Raw genomic sequence first — 15,803 nt, 5'->3', positions numbered from 1 at the left:
GCGTGCTCAGCTCTCCTCCGGCAGCAGCCCGAGCTGATCGAGGAAGGACATCTGGTCGAAGTAGACCCGGTAACTGACGATCCGCCCGTCCCGGACGGTGGCGAGATCGACACCGTTGATCTCGAACTCCCGGTTCGTCGGGGGCAGCGACTCACCGGACGGCAGCCGCACCGGCCCGGTGTTCCGCCCGCTGTAGACCCCCTCGTCGATGGCCGTGTCACCGACCTCGTACGTGTTCACCGGCCGGTACGAGGCGTCCGGCACCGCCTCCGTCAGCTGACCCCACCACTCGACGATGGCGTCCCGCCCCCGCAACTCCCCGTCCGGGGTGAGAGCGACCGCGTCCTCCGCGTACAGCTCGGCGAGCGCCTCGAGGTGCCCGTGCCCGGTGACCGACGCGGTCAGCCGGTCCATCAGCTCGCGCGCTTCTCCCATGATCCACCTCCGATCGGGAGGATCACCCAACTCATTCTCCCACCGGGGCCGACGCCTATCCTGGCGAGCAGTACCGCCCGTACCGCCCGTACCGCCTGCCGTCGCCCCCGCCCCACCGCCCGAGGAGCAGCCGTATGACCCCGCCCGCCGCGTCCCGCATCGCCGTCGTCACCGGTGCGAGCAGCGGAATCGGCGCCGCCACCGCCCGCCGGCTGGCCGCGGCCGGATACCGCGTCGTCCTCACCGCCCGCCGCAAGGACCGCATCGAGGCGCTCGCCGAGGAGATCAACGCGACCGGCCACTCCGCCACCGCCTACCCGCTGGACGTCACCGACCGCGCGGCCGTCGACGAGTTCGCCACCGCCTTCAAGACCGTCGGCGTCCTCGTCAACAACGCGGGCGGCGCCCTCGGCCTGGACCCGGTGGAGAGCGGCGACCCCGACGACTGGCGGCAGATGTACGAGACCAACGTCATCGGCACCCTCAACCTCACCCAGGCCCTGCTGCCCAAGCTGGAGGCGAGCGGCGACGGCACGGTGGTCGTCGTCTCCTCCACCGCCGGGCACGGCACCTACGAGGGCGGCGCGGGCTACGTCGCCGCCAAGCACGGCGCCCACGTCCTCGCCGAGACCCTGCGCCTGGAGATCGTCGGCCGCCCGGTCCGGGTGATCGAGATCGCGCCCGGCCTGGTCAAGACGGAGGAGTTCGCGCTGACCCGGTTCGACGGGGACGCCGAGCGCGCGGCGAAGGTCTACGAGGGCGTGCCCGACCCGCTGACCGCCGACGACGTCGCCGACACCATCACCTGGGCGGTGACCCGCCCCAGCCACGTCAACATCGACCTGCTGGTGGTCCGCCCGCGCGCCCAGGCCTCCAACACCAAGCTGCACCGCGAGAAGCAGGGCGAGTAGGGCGGTCGCCGCCGTAGGCTCGCGGACGTGGACAGACACATACCCTTCGCCGGTCTGCACAACTTCCGCGACCTGGGCGGCTATACGACGACAGACGGCCGGCGCGTCCGGCCCGGCCGTCTGTACCGCTCGGACTCCCTCGGCAAGCTGCGCCCCGGCACCCCGGACTGGGACCGGTTCCTCTCCCTCGGCATCGGCACGGTCATCGACCTGCGCCATCCCTGGGAGATCGACGCCCGGGGCCGCGTCCCCGAGCACCCGTCCGTCGCCTACCACAACCTGAGCATCGAACACCGCCCGTACGACCAAGCGGCGTTGACCGCGGACACCGACGCCGGCCCCTACCTCGCCGAACGCTATATGGAGGTCGCCGAGGACGGCACCAAGGAGATCCGCCGCTCCCTGGAACTGATCGCCGAGGCGGCCCGCTCGCGAACCCCCCTGGTCTTCCACTGCGCCTCGGGCAAGGACCGCACCGGCGAACTGGCGGCGCTGGTCCTCGGCCTGCTCGGCGTCGACGAGCCCACGATCATCGAGGACTTCACCCTCACCGAACTCGCCACCCCCGCCCTCCTCGCGGAGTGGACCGCCCGCAACGACGGCCGCACCCCCACCTGGCCGTCCTACGGCAGAGCCCCCGCATCAGTGATGCGCCTGTTCCTGGCAGCCCTCGGATCCCGCTACGGCTCGATCGAGGGCTACGTGGAACAGGCCCTCGCGATGAACGCCACGGACCTCGCGGCAACCCTCCGCGCGCACCTCCTCGACGACGCCCCCACCACCCGGCCGGCCCTCACCTACCGCAGGGCGACCGACGCGGACGCCCCCACCCTGGTCCGCCTCCGCGACACGGCGGCCCTGTGGCAACTGGCCCGCGGCATCGACCAGTGGAAGCCCGGCGAGAAGGACGAGGCCCACTTCCGCACCCGCGTCGCCGAGGGCGAGGTCTGGCTGGCGTACGCCGACGGCCACCTCACCGGCGCCTACGAACTCTGGTGGACCGACCCGGCGGCCTGGGGCCCCCGCCCCCCGGACGCCGGCTACATCCACCGCCTGATGACGCTCCCCCACACCACCCCACCCGGCACCGGCCGCGCCCTCCTCGCCCACGCCGAGTCCCGCGTCCAGGCCGCCACCCGCCCCTACGCCCGCCTCGACTGCCTCTCCACCAACCCCCGCCTGCGCTCCTACTACGAGAAGGCGGGCTACACGGTGGTCGGCGAACAGCCCGCCAAAACGGACGGCACGGGCAGCCCGTACGCGGTGACCCTGCTGGAGAAGCGGCTCGGCTAGCCCTTCACGCAGACGACCTGCTTGAGCTTCGCGACCACCTCGACGAGGTCCCGCTGCTGGTCGATGACCTGCTCGATCGGCTTGTAGGCGCCCGGGATCTCGTCGACGACGCCGGAGTCCTTACGACACTCCACGCCCCGCGTCTGCTCCTCCAGGTCCTTCGTGGTGAACCGGCGCTTGGCCGCGTTGCGGCTCATGCGCCGGCCCGCGCCGTGCGAGGCCGAGTTGAAGGACTTCTCGTTGCCGAGACCCTTCACGATGTACGACCCCGTGCCCATCGAGCCCGGGATGATCCCGTAGTCGCCGGAGCCGGCCCGGATCGCGCCCTTGCGGGTCACGAGCAGGTCCATGCCCTCGTAGCGCTCCTCCGCCACGTAGTTGTGGTGGCAGCTGATCTCCTGCTCGAAGGTCGGCTTCGCCTTCTTGAACTCCTTGCGGACCACGTCCTTCAGGAGCGCCATCATGATCGAGCGGTTGTACTTGGCGTACTCCTGCGCCCAGAACAGGTCGTTGCGGTACGCCGCCATCTGCGGGGTGTCCGCGATGAAGACGGCGAGGTCGCGGTCGACCAGGCCCTGGTTGTGCGGGAGCTTCTGGGCGATGCCGATGTGGTGCTCGGCCAGTTCCTTGCCGATGTTCCGGGAGCCGGAGTGCAGCATCAGCCACACCGAACCGGACGTATCTACACAAATCTCACAAAAGTGATTCCCCGAGCCGAGAGTTCCCATCTGCTTGGCGGCCCGCTCCTCACGGAACTTCACCGCCTCGGCGACCCCGTCGAACCGCCCCCAGAAGTCGCTCCACCCCGCCGTACCGAACCCGTGCAGCCGCCCCGGATCCACGGGGTCGTCGTGCATCCCCCGCCCCACCGGAATCGCCTGCTCGATCCTCGACCGCAGCCGGGACAGGTCCCCCGGGAGGTCGTTCGCGGTCAGGGACGTCTTCACCGCCGACATCCCGCAGCCGATGTCGACCCCGACCGCGGCCGGGCACACCGCGCCCTGCATGGCGATGACGGAGCCGACGGTCGCGCCCTTGCCGTAGTGGACGTCCGGCATGACGGCCAGACCTTTGATCCACGGCAGGGTCGCGACGTTGCGGAGCTGCTGGAGGGCGCCCTCCTCGACCGTCGTCGGGTCGGTCCACATCCGGATCGGCACCTTCGCGCCCGGCATCTCCACGTACGACATAACGCCTCATCCCCCGTAAGTCAGGACAGAATTCTCGAATCGCAAAAACCGGAGCCAAGGTCGATGAAAGAGGCAACGGACCGGCGTCCACGGCTGCGCGTGCGATACACATTGTGTCCAGGGCAGCGATCGGCCCGGCAACCGATTTACCACCGCGAGAGGAGCCTGACCGTGCAGCGGAAGGCGTACGTATCCGGCACCGCCGCGCTCCTCGCGGCCCTGCTGGCCGGCTGCACCGGCGGCTCCGACGACGGCGGCACCACGGACGGCACCAATCCCGACGGCGCGGGCACCGCCACGGCCGCCGCCGAACCCGGCCGCTACCGCTCCCTCCCGGAACCCTGTTCCGCGGTCGGTGAGGACACCCTCGACGCCCTGCTGCCCGGCATCGCCCAGATCGCCGACGAGGAGCAGCGCGAGAAGGCCTACGAGGGCGAGGCCACCCTCACCTTCGACAACGACCGCAAGGTGGGCTGCCGCTGGAAGGTGTCGTCCGCGACGGCCACGAACTATCTGTTCGTCGACCTGGAGCGGGTGGTGTCGTACGACAACACCGTCAGCGACGACAACCAGGCGCAGCAACTGTTCGCGGTGAAGCAGGCGAAGGCGGACCTTCCGCTGCCGACGGCGGCCACGTCCGAGGCGTCCGAGGGGCCGTCGTCCGGCTCCCCCTCGGGCACCCCCTCGGCCGGCGCGTCCACCGGCCCCTCCGCCGATCCCGCCAAGGCCACCTCGCGCGGTCCCAGCGGCTCGCCCTCCGGGTCCCCCTCCGGCTCTCCGTCCGGTTCCCCCAGCGCCACCCCGACCGATCTCCAGCCCCGCACCCTCGACGACCTCGGTGACGAGGCGTTCCTGGACGACGAGCTGAGCAGCAGCGGTTCGACGGCCAAGCAGCGCACGGTGACTGTGGCGTTCCGCACGTCGAACGTCATCGTGACCATCGAGTACGAGGAGCAGCCGGCGACGGTCGGCATGGTGCCGGACAGCAAGGAAATGCAGGACAGGGCCAGGAATCTGGCGTCCCAACTGGCCGACTCGCTGGCCGGTTAGCCCCGCTCCCCGCGCCCGCGCACATCCGCCGAACCGGAACCGCACGGTTCCTTCACCGCGTACCGTGGCCCCTCGGACCCGATCCGACCGCAGGAACCGAGCGTCATGAGTGAAGGAACCATGCAGCGACGAGCACAGCGAGAGAAGCGTGACCAGCGTGTTGAGCGAGCCGGACGGCGCGGCCGCGTCCTTGTCTCCGCCGCCGCCCTCCCCGTGATCCTGCTCGCCGCCGGCTGCTCCTCGGACTCCGGCTCCGACGGCGAGGCGAAGGCGTCCGCGAGCCCGAGCGTGACGGCGAGCCCGTCGCCGACGGTGCAGGCGGCGGCGTACGGGACGCTGCCGAAGCCGTGTGACGTGCTGTCGAAGAAGACGCTGGGTGAACTCGTCCCGAAGGGAACGAAGTCGGGCAAGGAAGGCAACTCCGACGATATCTCTTCGCGGGCCAGCTGCTCCTGGGACAGCCTGGACAACAACGGTGTGAAGGGCTCCCAGTTCCGCTGGCTGAACGTCTCCCTGCTGCGCTTCGAGTCCGATGTGACGCGCGGCTCGGGCGAGGAGCTGGCCCAGGAGTACTACGAGAAGCAGGTCACCGACGTCCGCTCGGTCGAGGGCGCGAAGAACACCAAGGCCGAGCCGCTGGCCGGCACGGGCGACGAGGCGACCGCGGTGCGCTACGACCTGAAGAAGAAGGAAGGCTCCTTCAAGCAGCAGACGATCGTGGCGCGCGTGGAGAACGTGGTCGTCACCCTCGACTACAACGGCGCGGGCCTGGCGGGCGAGAAGACGCCGGACGCCGACGACCTGATGAAGGACGCGACGAAGGCCGCCAAGGAGGTGGTCGCCGCGGTGACGGAGGCGAACGGGAAGGGCGGCGGCGCCTCGGCGAAGTCCCCGGGCGCGACCGGCTCCCCGTCCGGCTCCCCGTCGAAGCCGGCCGCTTCCTCGGCCACTTCCTCGGCCACCGCGTCGAAGACCCCGGCGAAGAAGAGCTGACCCGAGGGTCACGAAAGCGCAGCCCTGCACGGACCGGCCACTCGTTCTCCGCACACGTGTGCCACCCTGTTGCGCGCAACAACACGCAGTGGGAGGGGAGTACGGGTGGCCGCGCCCATACAGCTGACACGGATGCACCGCGTTCTCATCGGCGTGGTGGTGACCGGTGCCGTGATCATCGCGGGCATCGGCTTCGCGGGCTCGTACGCAGCCGTACGCGAACTCGCCCTCAAGAAGGGCTTCGGGGACTTCAGTTACGTCTTCCCGATCGGCATCGACGCGGGCATCTGTGTCCTGCTCGCCCTGGATCTGCTGCTGACGTGGATCCGTATCCCGTTCCCCCTGCTGCGCCAGACGGCCTGGCTGCTGACGGCGGCGACGATCGCCTTCAACGGCGCGGCGGCCTGGCCGGACCCGCTCGGCGTCGGGATGCACGCGGTGATCCCGGTGCTGTTCGTGGTGGCGGTCGAGGCGGCCCGGCACGCGATCGGCCGGATCGCCGACATCACGGCGGACAAGCACATGGAGGGCGTCCGCCTCACCCGCTGGCTGCTCTCGCCGGTCCCCACCTTCCTCCTGTGGCGCCGGATGAAGCTGTGGGAGCTGCGCTCCTACGACCAGGTCATCAAGCTGGAGCAGGAACGTCTCGTCTACCAGGCCCGCCTGCGCTCCCGCTTCGGCCGCGCCTGGCGCCGCAAGGCCCCCGTGGAGTCCCTGATGCCGCTGCGCCTGGCCCGCTACGGCGTCCCCCTCGCGGAGACGGCCCCGGCGGGCCTGGCGGCGGCGGGCATAGAACCGGCCCTGATCCCGCCGGCTCCGCCCCAGCCGCAGCAGGTCGAGCAGCAGCCCGGGCAGCCGCAGCTCGCCGCGGCGGCCCAGGCGCCCGCGCCGCGGCAGCAGGGCGGCCCCGTCCAGGGGCAGGCCCCGGAACCCGCCCAGAACCCCTGGCTCCACGCCCGCGACCCGCACACGGTCCAGTACCAGGGCGGCTACGACCCGAACTACGACCCGGACGCCGCGTACGCCCAGTGGTACGAGGAGCAGCGCCTGGCGGAGGAGTACGAGGACCAGTACCAGGAGGAGCCCCCGGCGGACGACACCGGCAGCTTCCCCATCCCGGTCGGCCCGGGCCGCACCCGGGAGCTGGGCGAGGGCGGCGGCACCCCGGAGCCCGACGAGGAGGCGTACTACCAGGTGTTCCGCCAGTCGATCGACGGCAGCTTCCCCACCCCGGGCGTCCTCGGCGACAACATCGAGGCGACCTACGGCGTGAAGCTCACCCCGAGCGCCCTGAAGGCCCTCTCGGACCGCTTCCAGCAGCGCTTCAACGCGGAGCTGGAGGAGGACCACATCGCGTAAGCGCCCGCAGACGAGGAGGGGGCGCCCGGTGTTCGCCGGGCGCCCCCTTCGTCGTACGAGGCGGCTCTTACTCGCCGAGCAGTCGCCGCACCCGCTCCTGTCCGACCGCCAGCAGCAGCGTGGGCAGCCGCGGACCGGTGTCACGGCCCACCAGCAGGTGGTACAGCAGCACGAAGAACGCCCGCTGGGCGGTCTTGATCTCCGGCGGCAGCTCCTTGGGCGTCGCGTCGGCCGAGAAGCCGGCCTGCACCTTCGGCACGCCGTAGACCAGGTGGGTCAGCCCGTCGAGGGACCAGTGGTCCGCGAGCCCGTCGAGCAGCAGGCGGACCGACTCGCGCGCCTGGTCGTCGAGCGACTTCAGCAGCTCGGTGTCGGGCTCCTCGCGCACGATGGTCCGCTGGTCGGCGGGGACGTGGGTGTTGATCCACGCCTCGGCCTTCTCGTACCGGGGCCGCACCTCGTCCAGCGAGCCGAGCGGACGCGTCGGGTCCAGCTCGCTGAGGATGCGCAGCGCCTGGTCCTCGTGGCCGGCGGTGATGTCGGCGACGGACGCGAGCGTCCGGTACGGCATCGGGCGCGGCGTCTTCGGCAGCTCACCGGCGGCGGTGCGCACCGCGCGCGAGTGCGCGGCGACGTCGGCGGGCAGCGCGGTGCCGTCGGCGACCTTGGCGTCGAGCTTGTCCCACTCGTCGTAGAGCCGCTGGATCTCCTGGTCGAAGGCGATCTTGAAGGACTGGTTCGGCTTGCGGCGGGCGTACAGCCAGCGCAGCAGCTGCGGCTCCATGATCTTCAGCGCGTCGGCCGGGGTGGGCACGCCGCCCTTGGACGACGACATCTTCGCCATGCCGGAGATGCCGACGAAGGCGTACATCGGGCCGATGGGCTGCTTGCCGCCGAAGATCCCGACGATCTGCCCGCCGACCTGGAACGACGAGCCCGGCGAGGAGTGGTCGACACCGCTCGGCTCGAAGATCACGCCCTCGTACGCCCAGCGCATCGGCCAGTCGACCTTCCAGACCAGCTTGCCGCGGTTGAACTCGCTGAGCCGGACGGTCTCCGAGAAGCCGCACGCGGTGCAGGCGTACGTCAGCTCGGTGGTCGTGTCGTCGTAGGCGGTGACGGTGGTGAGGTCCTTCTCGCAGTTGCCGCAGTACGGCTTGTACGGGAAGTACCCGGCGGAGCCGGAGCTGCCGTCGTCCTCGGAGGCGGCGCCGGAGCCCTCGGCGGCCTCCAGCTCGGCCTCGTCGACCGGCTTCTGCTGCTTCTTCACGGCGGCGGACGGCTTCGGCTTGGTCCGGTACTGCGCGAGGACGGCGTCGATGTCGTGCCGGTGCTTCATGGCGTGCAGGATCTGCTCCCGGTACGCCCCCGAGGTGTACTGCTCGGTCTGGCTGATCCCGTCGAACTCGACGCCCAGCTCGCCCAGCGCCTCGATCATGGCCGCCTTGAAGTGCTCGGCCCAGTTCGGGTGGGGCGAGCCCTTGGGCGCCGGCACGGAGGTCAGCGGCTTGCCGATGTGCTCGGCCCAGGAGTCGTCGATGCCGGCGACCCCGGCGGGCACCTTGCGGTACCGGTCGTAGTCGTCCCAGGAGATCAGGTGCCGGACCTCGTACCCGCGCCGCCGGATCTCGTCGGCGACGAGGTGCGGAGTCATGACCTCGCGCAGGTTGCCCAGGTGGATCGGGCCGGAGGGCGAAAGCCCGGACGCGACGACGACCGGTTTGCCCGGGGCCCGACGCTCCGACTCCTCGATGACCTCATCCGCGAAACGGGAGACCCAGTCGGTGGTCTCGGTGCTCTGAGCCACGATCGGCACGTCCTCTGTTGCTGAAGGCTTGATGGTGGACCCATTGTCCCAGGACGTGCCGCATCCGAGAAAACGCCTTTTCGAAGCCACCGCGGATGGCGGCGCAGCCGCCTGCCTCAGGGGCGCGGGGAACTGCGCGAACAACCCCCACCGGCCCGCACCCGTCGATACACCGCACCCCCCACCCCCGTAGCCGCAAAATCCGCTTTACCCCCCATGGGATACTGACCCTGTCTATCCATCCCCACGAGGAGAACGGCACCCCACCTATGGCCTCGGTCACGTCCCTCAGCGACTCCGTCCAGCAGCACCTCGCCGACGCCCTCGCTTCCGCCCTGCCGGAAGCCGACGGGGTCGACCCGCTGCTGCGACGAAGCGACCGGGCCGACTTCCAGGCCAACGGCATCCTCGCGCTGGCCAAGAAGGCGAAGGCGAACCCGCGGGAGCTGGCGACGCAGGTCGTCTCCCGGGTGACCACGGGTGACGAGCTGATCAAGGACGTCGAGGTCTCCGGCCCCGGCTTCCTCAACATCACGATCGCGGACCGGGCGATCACCCGGAACCTGGCCGCGCGGTACGCGGACGAGACGGGTCGCCTCGGCATCCCGGCCGCCGCGAACCCGGGCACCACGGTCGTCGACTACGCCCAGCCGAACGTGGCGAAGGAGATGCACGTCGGTCACCTGCGCTCCGCGGTGATCGGCGACTCGGTCGTCCAGCTCCTGGAGTTCACCGGCGAGAACGTGGTGCGCCGCCACCACATCGGCGACTGGGGCACCCAGTTCGGCATGCTGATCCAGTACCTGGACGAGCACCCGCACGAGCTGGACCACAAGGCCGACGAGGAGGTCTCCGGCGAGGAGGCGATGTCCAACCTGGACCGCCTCTACAAGGCCGCGCGCAAGAAGTTCGACTCCGACGAGGAGTTCAAGACGCGTGCCCGGCGCCGGGTGGTCGACCTCCAGGCCGGGGACCCGCACACGCTCGCCATGTGGCAGAAGTTCGTCGACGAGTCGAAGATCTACTTCTTCTCCGTCTTCGACAAGCTGGACATGGAGATCCGCGACCCCGACATCGTCGGCGAGTCCGGCTACAACGACATGCTCGCGGAGACCTGCCGGCTCCTGGAGGAGTCGGGGGTGGCCGTCCGCTCGGAGGGCGCGCTCTGCGTCTTCTTCGACGACGTCAAGGGCCCGGACGGCAAGCCGGTCCCGCTGATCGTCCAGAAGTCGGACGGCGGCTACGGCTACGCGGCGACCGACCTGTCCGCGATCCGCGACCGCGTCTTCAACCTGAAGGCGACCTCGCTGGTCTACGTCGTCGACGCCCGCCAGTCCCTGCACTTCAAGATGGTCTTCGAGACCGCCCGCCGGGCCGGCTGGCTGAACGACGACGTGAAGGCGTACCAGCTGGCCTTCGGCACGGTCCTCGGCAAGGACGGCAAGCCGTTCAAGACCCGTGAGGGCGAGACGGTCCGACTGGTCGACCTCCTCGACGAGGCGATCGACCGCGCCTGTGCCGTCGTACGGGAGAAGGCGCAGGACCTGTCCGAGGAGGAGATCGCCGAGCGGGGCGCCCAGGTCGGCATCGGCGCGGTGAAGTACGCGGACCTGTCGACGTCGGCGAACCGGGACTACAAGTTCGACCTGGACCAGATGGTCTCGCTGAACGGCGACACGTCCGTCTACCTCCAGTACGCGTACGCCCGTATCCAGTCCATCCTCCGCAAGGCCGGCGAGGTCCGCCCCGCCGCCCGCCCGGAGCTGGAGCTGCACGCGGCGGAGCGGGCGCTCGGCCTGCACCTGGACGCGTTCGCGGAGACGGTGGACGAGGCGGCGAGGGAGTACGCCCCGCACAAGCTGGCCGCGTACCTCTACCAGCTCGCCTCCCTCTACACCTCGTTCTACGACAAGTGCCCGGTGCTGAAGGCCGAGTCGCCGGAGCAGGTCGAGAACCGTCTCTTCCTGTGCGACCTCACGGCCCGCACCCTGCACCGGGGCATGGCCCTGCTGGGCATCCGCACGCCCGAGCGCCTGTAACGCCCCGCGGGCGGTCCTACGCCGCTCCGAGCCCCCGCGCCAGCCTGCGCAGCCCCTCCGCGATCTCCTCCGGCGTCTGGGTGACGAAGCACAGCCGCAGGGTGGAGCGGTCGGGCTCGCCGGCGTGGAAGGGGGCGCCGGGGACGTAGGCGACGTCCTCGCGCACGACCCTCGGCAGCAGGGCGGTGGTGTCGTACGGCTCCGGCAGCCGCGCCCAGAGGAACATGCCGCCGTCGGGGCGGGTCCAGGTCGAGCCGTCGGGCAGGGCGTCCGGCAGCCCGGCGAGCATCGCGTCGCGGCGCTCGCCGTAGACGCGGGCCACGCGCGCCACATGGGCGTCGAGGTCGCGGTCGGCCAGGTAGCGGGCCGCGGCGAGCTGGTTCACGGTCGGGGTGTGCAGATCGGCGCTCTGCTTGGCGACCGCGCAGGCCCGGCGCAGCGCGGCGGGCGCCCGCAGCCAGCCGATCCGCAGGCCCGGCGCCATCACCTTGGAGAAGGAGCCGAGCAGCACGGTCCGGTCCCGCGCGTCGTCGTGGGAGGCGATCCACGGCACCCGCTCCCCCTCGAACCGCAGCTCGCCGTACGGGTCGTCCTCGACGATCCACAGGCCGTGCCGGGCGGCGACCGCGGCGATCGCGGCGCGGCGGTCGGCGGGCAGGGTGCGGCCGGTCGGGTTCTGGAAGGTGGGGACGGTGTAGAGCAGCTTGGGCCGCTCCCGGACGACCAGTTCCGCCAGCGCGGCCGGGTCCATCCCGTCCGCGTCGCCGGGCACGGGCACGATCCGCGCGCCCGCGAACCCGAAGGCCTGAAGTGCCGCCAGGTAGCAGGGGTTCTCGACGAGCACGGTGTCCCCGGGTTCCAGCAGCGCGGTCGCGAGGAGGGACAGCGCCTGCTGCGATCCGGTGGTGACGAGCAGGTCGTCGGCGTCGGTGGGAAGTCCGCGCGCGGTGGTCCGGGCGGCGAGCGCGGCCCGCAGCGCCGGTTCGCCCTCGGTCGTGGAGTACTGCAGCGCGTGCGCGGGCGCCTCGGCGAGGACGTCCCGGAAGGCCGCCGCGACGCCCTCCGCGTCGAACAGCTCCGGTGCCGGCAGCCCGCCCGCGAAGTTGATCACCTCGGGGCGGGCGGTGACGGCCAGGATGTCCCGGACCGGCGACCCGCCGATCGCGCTCACCCGGGCGGCGAGCGGCGGGACGGGCGCGGGGGCGGGGGTGGACGCGATGGGCGCTGACTCGGCGGCCAGGGTCACGGTGCGGCTCCTAGGGTGCGTCGGGACGATGGTTCGGTTCCGTCTGTGCCGCACCCTAGAGAGATAGCTGCCGTCTACACCTGTGTTTTCGCGATGCGGACACCTACCCGGCGTCCACCATCGCCTCGCTCCATCCGGAGCCGCCCAGCGGGAAGTCGTACGCGGGACGGCCGTTGTTGCCGCTGGTGCGCAGCGGCTTGTCCCCGTCGCCGATCAGCAGGGTGCCGCCACGGGAGCCGCTGGACCAGGTCAGCTCCAGGTACCAGCGCACGTCGTACGCCGAGGCGTCGGCCGTGATGTGGAAGACCTCCGGGTCGGACTCGCTCACCTTGAACGGGAAGTCCCGGCCGCCCGCCGCCGCCTTCACCGTCGGCCGCGCCGCGTCCAGCGCGATGGTGAACGGCCGGGTGGGCACGTCGCCGCCGCAGCCGACGCCCATCGCGTAGTCGTTCCAGGGCAGCGGCGCGCCCCGGCCCACCACCCGCACCGCGAGATCCTCCACGACGACCGTCTCCTGACCGGTGCCCTGCACGGTGAGCGTCACGTACTGCTCGCCCGCCGACACCGCCCGCTCCGCGGCCACCCAGGCCGGCGCGTCCTGCTCCACCGGCGGCGGAGGCACCTCGTCCGGTGGGCTGTCGATCAGATAGTGCTGGGAGCAGGGGCTCTCCCAGGCGTACGGGCGGGTCGTGACGGTCAGCGGCACCGGGGCGGAGGCGGACTCGCCGCGCCTCGGGGGCGCGGAACGGGGGCTCGCGGAGGGGACGGCGGTGCTCCCGGCGGAGGAGCCGGTTCCGCCCTTCCCCTTCTCCCCTTGCTTCTCCTGTTTCCGCTGCCTCTCCTCCGGCGCTCCCGACGTGGACGGCGGGAGGGACGCCGACGCGTGCGCGGATGCCCGCTGCCCGCCGCCGGGCGAGGCCACGCCGACGGGTCCGCGCGCGTCCGTCGCCCCGGGCGACCCATGGCCCCCGGAAGGCAGGCTCACCGCGAGCGCCACAGCTCCGACGACGGCGAGGGCACCGGCGAGGAGCGCGGCCCGCCGCCGGCGGAAGGGTCGCCCCGAGGGCTCGGTCGCCCCCTCGGGCGCCCCCTCGGCCACCGCGTCCGGCACCACCGCGTCCGGCACCACCGCGTCCGGCGCTACCTCCGGCACCGCCTCGGGCACCACCTCCGGCACCCGTTCCACCGCCGCCTCGCCCGCCCGCGGCGCCTGACCGGGAGCCGCCCTGCGCTGCCCGCGCCCCGCGTCCGCCAGCACCCACCGCCGATGCAGCTCCACCAGCTCCTGCGGCGACGCCTTGCACAGCCGCGCCAGCCGCTCGACGGGCGCGTACTCGGCCGGTACGGCGTCCCCGTTGCAGTAGCGGTGCAGCGTCGACGTACTCATGTGGAGCCTCCGGGCGAGCACCCCGTAACTGAGCCCTGAGCGTTCCTTCAACTCCCGCAGCAGCGCGGCGAAATCCTCCGACACCGTTGTCCGCCCCCGTATCCGTGTCCCGTTCCGGCATTCCAGCCGGTGGCTGTTCCCCCAGGTCAAGCGGCTGCGGGCGTTCCAGCGTCCCGTTTCCCCCGCCAGGTCTGGCAGCCGGGACGGAACACACCGCAGGCTCTTCTCATCCAAGCACGCCGCTCCCGCCGGACGGTCGAGCGGCGGCCCTCAACTCCTGTTCGAACGAAGGATTCAGCCATGCGCGTGTTCCGCCGTACCCGCCTGCTCGCCGCCACCGGCATCGCCGTCACCGCCCTCGCGCTCACCGCCTGCGAGGACGGAACGGGAGCGCGGGTGGAGAGCAAGCCGTCAGCGTCCACCACGCCGTCCGCGACCGCGCCGAGCACCGCCACGCCGAGTGCGACGCCGACGAAGGCTCGGCCGTCGGGCGCCCCGGAAGGAACCGGGGAGGCTCCCGAACCGACGCGGAACGCCCCGGAATCGGCGGACCCGGGACGGTCGGCCGGCTCCGGCTCCGACGAAGGACCGGTGCGCACCGTCTGCAACGGCTCCAACACCAAGGTCACCGCACAGCCCGTGCCCCGCCCGCTGAACCACATGCTGCTCACCGTCACCAACACCGGCTCGGGGCCGTGCAACCTCATGTACTACCCGGTGCTCCGCTTCGACGAGATGCAGTGGGTGCCGCAGGCCCGGCCGGAGACGAAGCCGCAGGCGGTGCCCACGCTCGCCCCGGGTGAGTCCGGCTACGCGGGCGTCCTGCTCGCCTCGGCGGACGGCAGCGGCGACGGCGGCACGACCGGCCGCAAGCTGACCGTCTCCTTCCAGGGCGGCACGCCCAACAGCAACGGCGGGGCCTCGGCGACCCCGCCGCTCCCTTCCGAGGGCGTCTACTACGACAGCTCGCTGTCGGTGACGTACTGGCAGTCCTCCATGGAGGACGCGCTGAACTAGTCCGGGAACCGACCATCCCTGACCAGTGCCGGCCAGTCCCGGCTAGTCCCGGCTAGTCCCGGCCCAGCTTCCGGGCGGCCTCGGTCGCCCAGTAGGTGAGGATGTTCCGCGCGCCGGCCCGCTTGATGCCGGTCAGCGTCTCCAGGATGGCCCGGTCCCGGTCGATCCAGCCCTTCTCGGCGGCGGCCTCGACCATCGAGTACTCGCCGGAGATCTGGTAGGCGGCGACCGGCACGTCCACGGCGTCGGCGACCCGGGCGAGGATGTCGAGGTAGGGGCCGGCGGGCTTGACCATCACCATGTCCGCCCCCTCCTCCAGGTCGAGGGCCAGCTCGCGCAGCGACTCGCGCACATTGGCCGGGTCCTGCTGGTAGGTCTTGCGGTCACCCTGGAGCGAGGAGGCGACGGCCTCCCGGAACGGCCCGTAGAAGGCGGAGGCGTACTTCGCGGTGTAGGCGAGGATGGCGACGTCCTCGCGCCCGATCTGGTCGAGGGCGTCACGGACGACGCCGATCTGCCCGTCCATCATCCCGCTGGGCCCGACGACATGGGCGCCGGCGTCGGCCTGGACCTGCGCCATCTCGGCGTACCGCTCCAGCGTGGCGTCGTTGTCGACGCGGCCGTGCTCGTCGAGCACGCCGCAGTGCCCGTGGTCGGTCGTCTCGTCGAGACACAGGTCCGACATGACGAGCAGGTCGTCCCCGACCTCGGCGCGCACGTCCCGGATGGCGACCTGGAGAATCCCGTCGGGGTCGGTCCCGGGCGTGCCCTGGGCGTCCTTCTTCGACTCCTCCGGCACACCGAACAGCATGATCCCGGAGACCCCGGCCTCCACCGCCTCCGCGGCGGCCTTCTTGAGACTGTCCCGCGTGTGCTGAACGACCCCCGGCATCGCGGCGATCGGCACCGGCTCGCTCACGCCCTCCCGCACGAACGCGGGCAGGATGAAGTCCGCCGGGTGCAGCCGGGTCTCGGCGACCATGCGCCGCATGACGGGGCTCGTACGCAGCCGACGCGGACGCGTCCCGGGGAAGGATCCGTACTTCGTCATACGCCTACGCTACGCCCGCCCCGGC

At 71.5% G+C, this 15,803-nt stretch carries 13 protein-coding genes; 7 read left to right on the top strand and 6 right to left on the bottom strand.

Features of this window, described 5'->3' with window-relative positions; genetic code table 11:
* Nucleotides 1-6 precede the first annotated feature (6 nt).
* Nucleotides 7-435, bottom strand: coding sequence for an ester cyclase (locus tag ACIG0D_RS15165; protein WP_399800373.1), 429 nt, complete (start codon nt 433-435; stop codon nt 7-9).
* A 134-nt stretch (nt 436-569) separates the two neighbouring features.
* On the opposite strand from ACIG0D_RS15165, the gene ACIG0D_RS15160 reads away from it, so the two are divergent.
* Both ACIG0D_RS15160 and ACIG0D_RS15155 read left to right on the top strand, forming a co-directional pair.
* Entirely contained in the window at nt 570-1,346 is a 777-nt protein-coding gene (locus tag ACIG0D_RS15160) for an SDR family NAD(P)-dependent oxidoreductase (protein WP_399800370.1), read from the top strand.
* A 27-nt stretch (nt 1,347-1,373) separates the two neighbouring features.
* Entirely contained in the window at nt 1,374-2,639 is a 1,266-nt protein-coding gene (locus ACIG0D_RS15155) for a GNAT family N-acetyltransferase (RefSeq protein WP_399800368.1), read from the top strand.
* Here the strand turns inward: ACIG0D_RS15155 and ACIG0D_RS15150 are convergent.
* On the bottom strand, nt 2,636-3,829 hold the full coding sequence (locus ACIG0D_RS15150) for an RtcB family protein (RefSeq protein WP_399800365.1): 1,194 nt from the start codon (nt 3,827-3,829) through the stop codon (nt 2,636-2,638). The two genes, ACIG0D_RS15155 and ACIG0D_RS15150, sit on opposite strands and share 4 nt — an antisense overlap.
* Nucleotides 3,830-4,000: 171 nt before the next feature.
* Between ACIG0D_RS15150 and ACIG0D_RS15145 the strand changes: the two genes are divergently transcribed.
* The 3 genes from ACIG0D_RS15145 (at nt 4,001) to ACIG0D_RS15135 (ending at nt 7,231) form a co-directional block, all read left to right on the top strand.
* A complete protein-coding gene (locus ACIG0D_RS15145; protein ID WP_399800363.1) occupies nt 4,001-4,879 on the top strand; it encodes a DUF3558 domain-containing protein in 879 nt (292 codons plus the stop codon).
* 105 nt (nt 4,880-4,984) lie between these two features.
* Complete coding sequence (locus ACIG0D_RS15140; protein WP_399800360.1) at nt 4,985-5,872, top strand: DUF3558 family protein; 888 nt, start codon at nt 4,985-4,987, stop codon at nt 5,870-5,872.
* A gap of 105 nt (nt 5,873-5,977) precedes the next feature.
* Entirely contained in the window at nt 5,978-7,231 is a 1,254-nt protein-coding gene (locus tag ACIG0D_RS15135; protein WP_399800357.1) for a DUF2637 domain-containing protein, read from the top strand.
* Nucleotides 7,232-7,298: 67 nt separating this feature from the next.
* Here ACIG0D_RS15135 and lysS read toward each other — a convergent pair whose 3' ends face one another.
* Nucleotides 7,299-9,047, bottom strand: a complete 1,749-nt coding sequence (gene lysS / locus ACIG0D_RS15130; RefSeq protein WP_399800354.1) for a lysine--tRNA ligase — start codon at nt 9,045-9,047, stop codon at nt 7,299-7,301.
* A 260-nt stretch (nt 9,048-9,307) separates the two neighbouring features.
* On the opposite strand from lysS, the gene argS reads away from it, so the two are divergent.
* Nucleotides 9,308-11,077 carry an arginine--tRNA ligase gene (gene argS / locus ACIG0D_RS15125; protein WP_399800351.1) on the top strand — a complete coding sequence of 590 codons (1,770 nt, stop codon included), beginning with the start codon at nt 9,308-9,310 and terminating at the stop codon, nt 11,075-11,077.
* A 16-nt stretch (nt 11,078-11,093) separates the two neighbouring features.
* On the opposite strand, the gene ACIG0D_RS15120 is transcribed toward argS, so the two are convergent.
* The gene (locus ACIG0D_RS15120; RefSeq protein ID WP_399800348.1) at nt 11,094-12,323 is read right to left on the bottom strand and encodes a PLP-dependent aminotransferase family protein; all 1,230 of its coding nucleotides are present in this window, start codon (nt 12,321-12,323) and stop codon (nt 11,094-11,096) included.
* A 103-nt stretch (nt 12,324-12,426) separates the two neighbouring features.
* A complete protein-coding gene (locus ACIG0D_RS15115; RefSeq protein WP_399801217.1) occupies nt 12,427-13,812 on the bottom strand; it encodes a helix-turn-helix domain-containing protein in 1,386 nt (461 codons plus the stop codon).
* Nucleotides 13,813-14,010: 198 nt separating this feature from the next.
* Here ACIG0D_RS15115 and ACIG0D_RS15110 point away from each other — a divergent pair, with 198 nt between their 5' ends.
* Nucleotides 14,011-14,727, top strand: coding sequence for a DUF4232 domain-containing protein (locus tag ACIG0D_RS15110; protein WP_399800345.1), 717 nt, complete (start codon nt 14,011-14,013; stop codon nt 14,725-14,727).
* 52 nt (nt 14,728-14,779) lie between these two features.
* On the opposite strand, the gene hemB is transcribed toward ACIG0D_RS15110, so the two are convergent.
* Nucleotides 14,780-15,778: a porphobilinogen synthase gene (hemB, locus tag ACIG0D_RS15105; protein ID WP_365766212.1), complete on the bottom strand. Its 999-nt coding sequence runs from the start codon at nt 15,776-15,778 to the stop codon at nt 14,780-14,782.
* Nucleotides 15,779-15,803 lie beyond the last annotated feature (25 nt).

The sequence above is a fragment of the Streptomyces sp. NPDC052773 genome (assembly GCF_044547145.1).
Classification (GTDB): domain Bacteria; phylum Actinomycetota; class Actinomycetes; order Streptomycetales; family Streptomycetaceae; genus Streptomyces.
The sequence above is the reverse complement of the archived record's forward strand: the minus strand, read 5'-3'. Positions and strand labels throughout refer to the sequence as shown.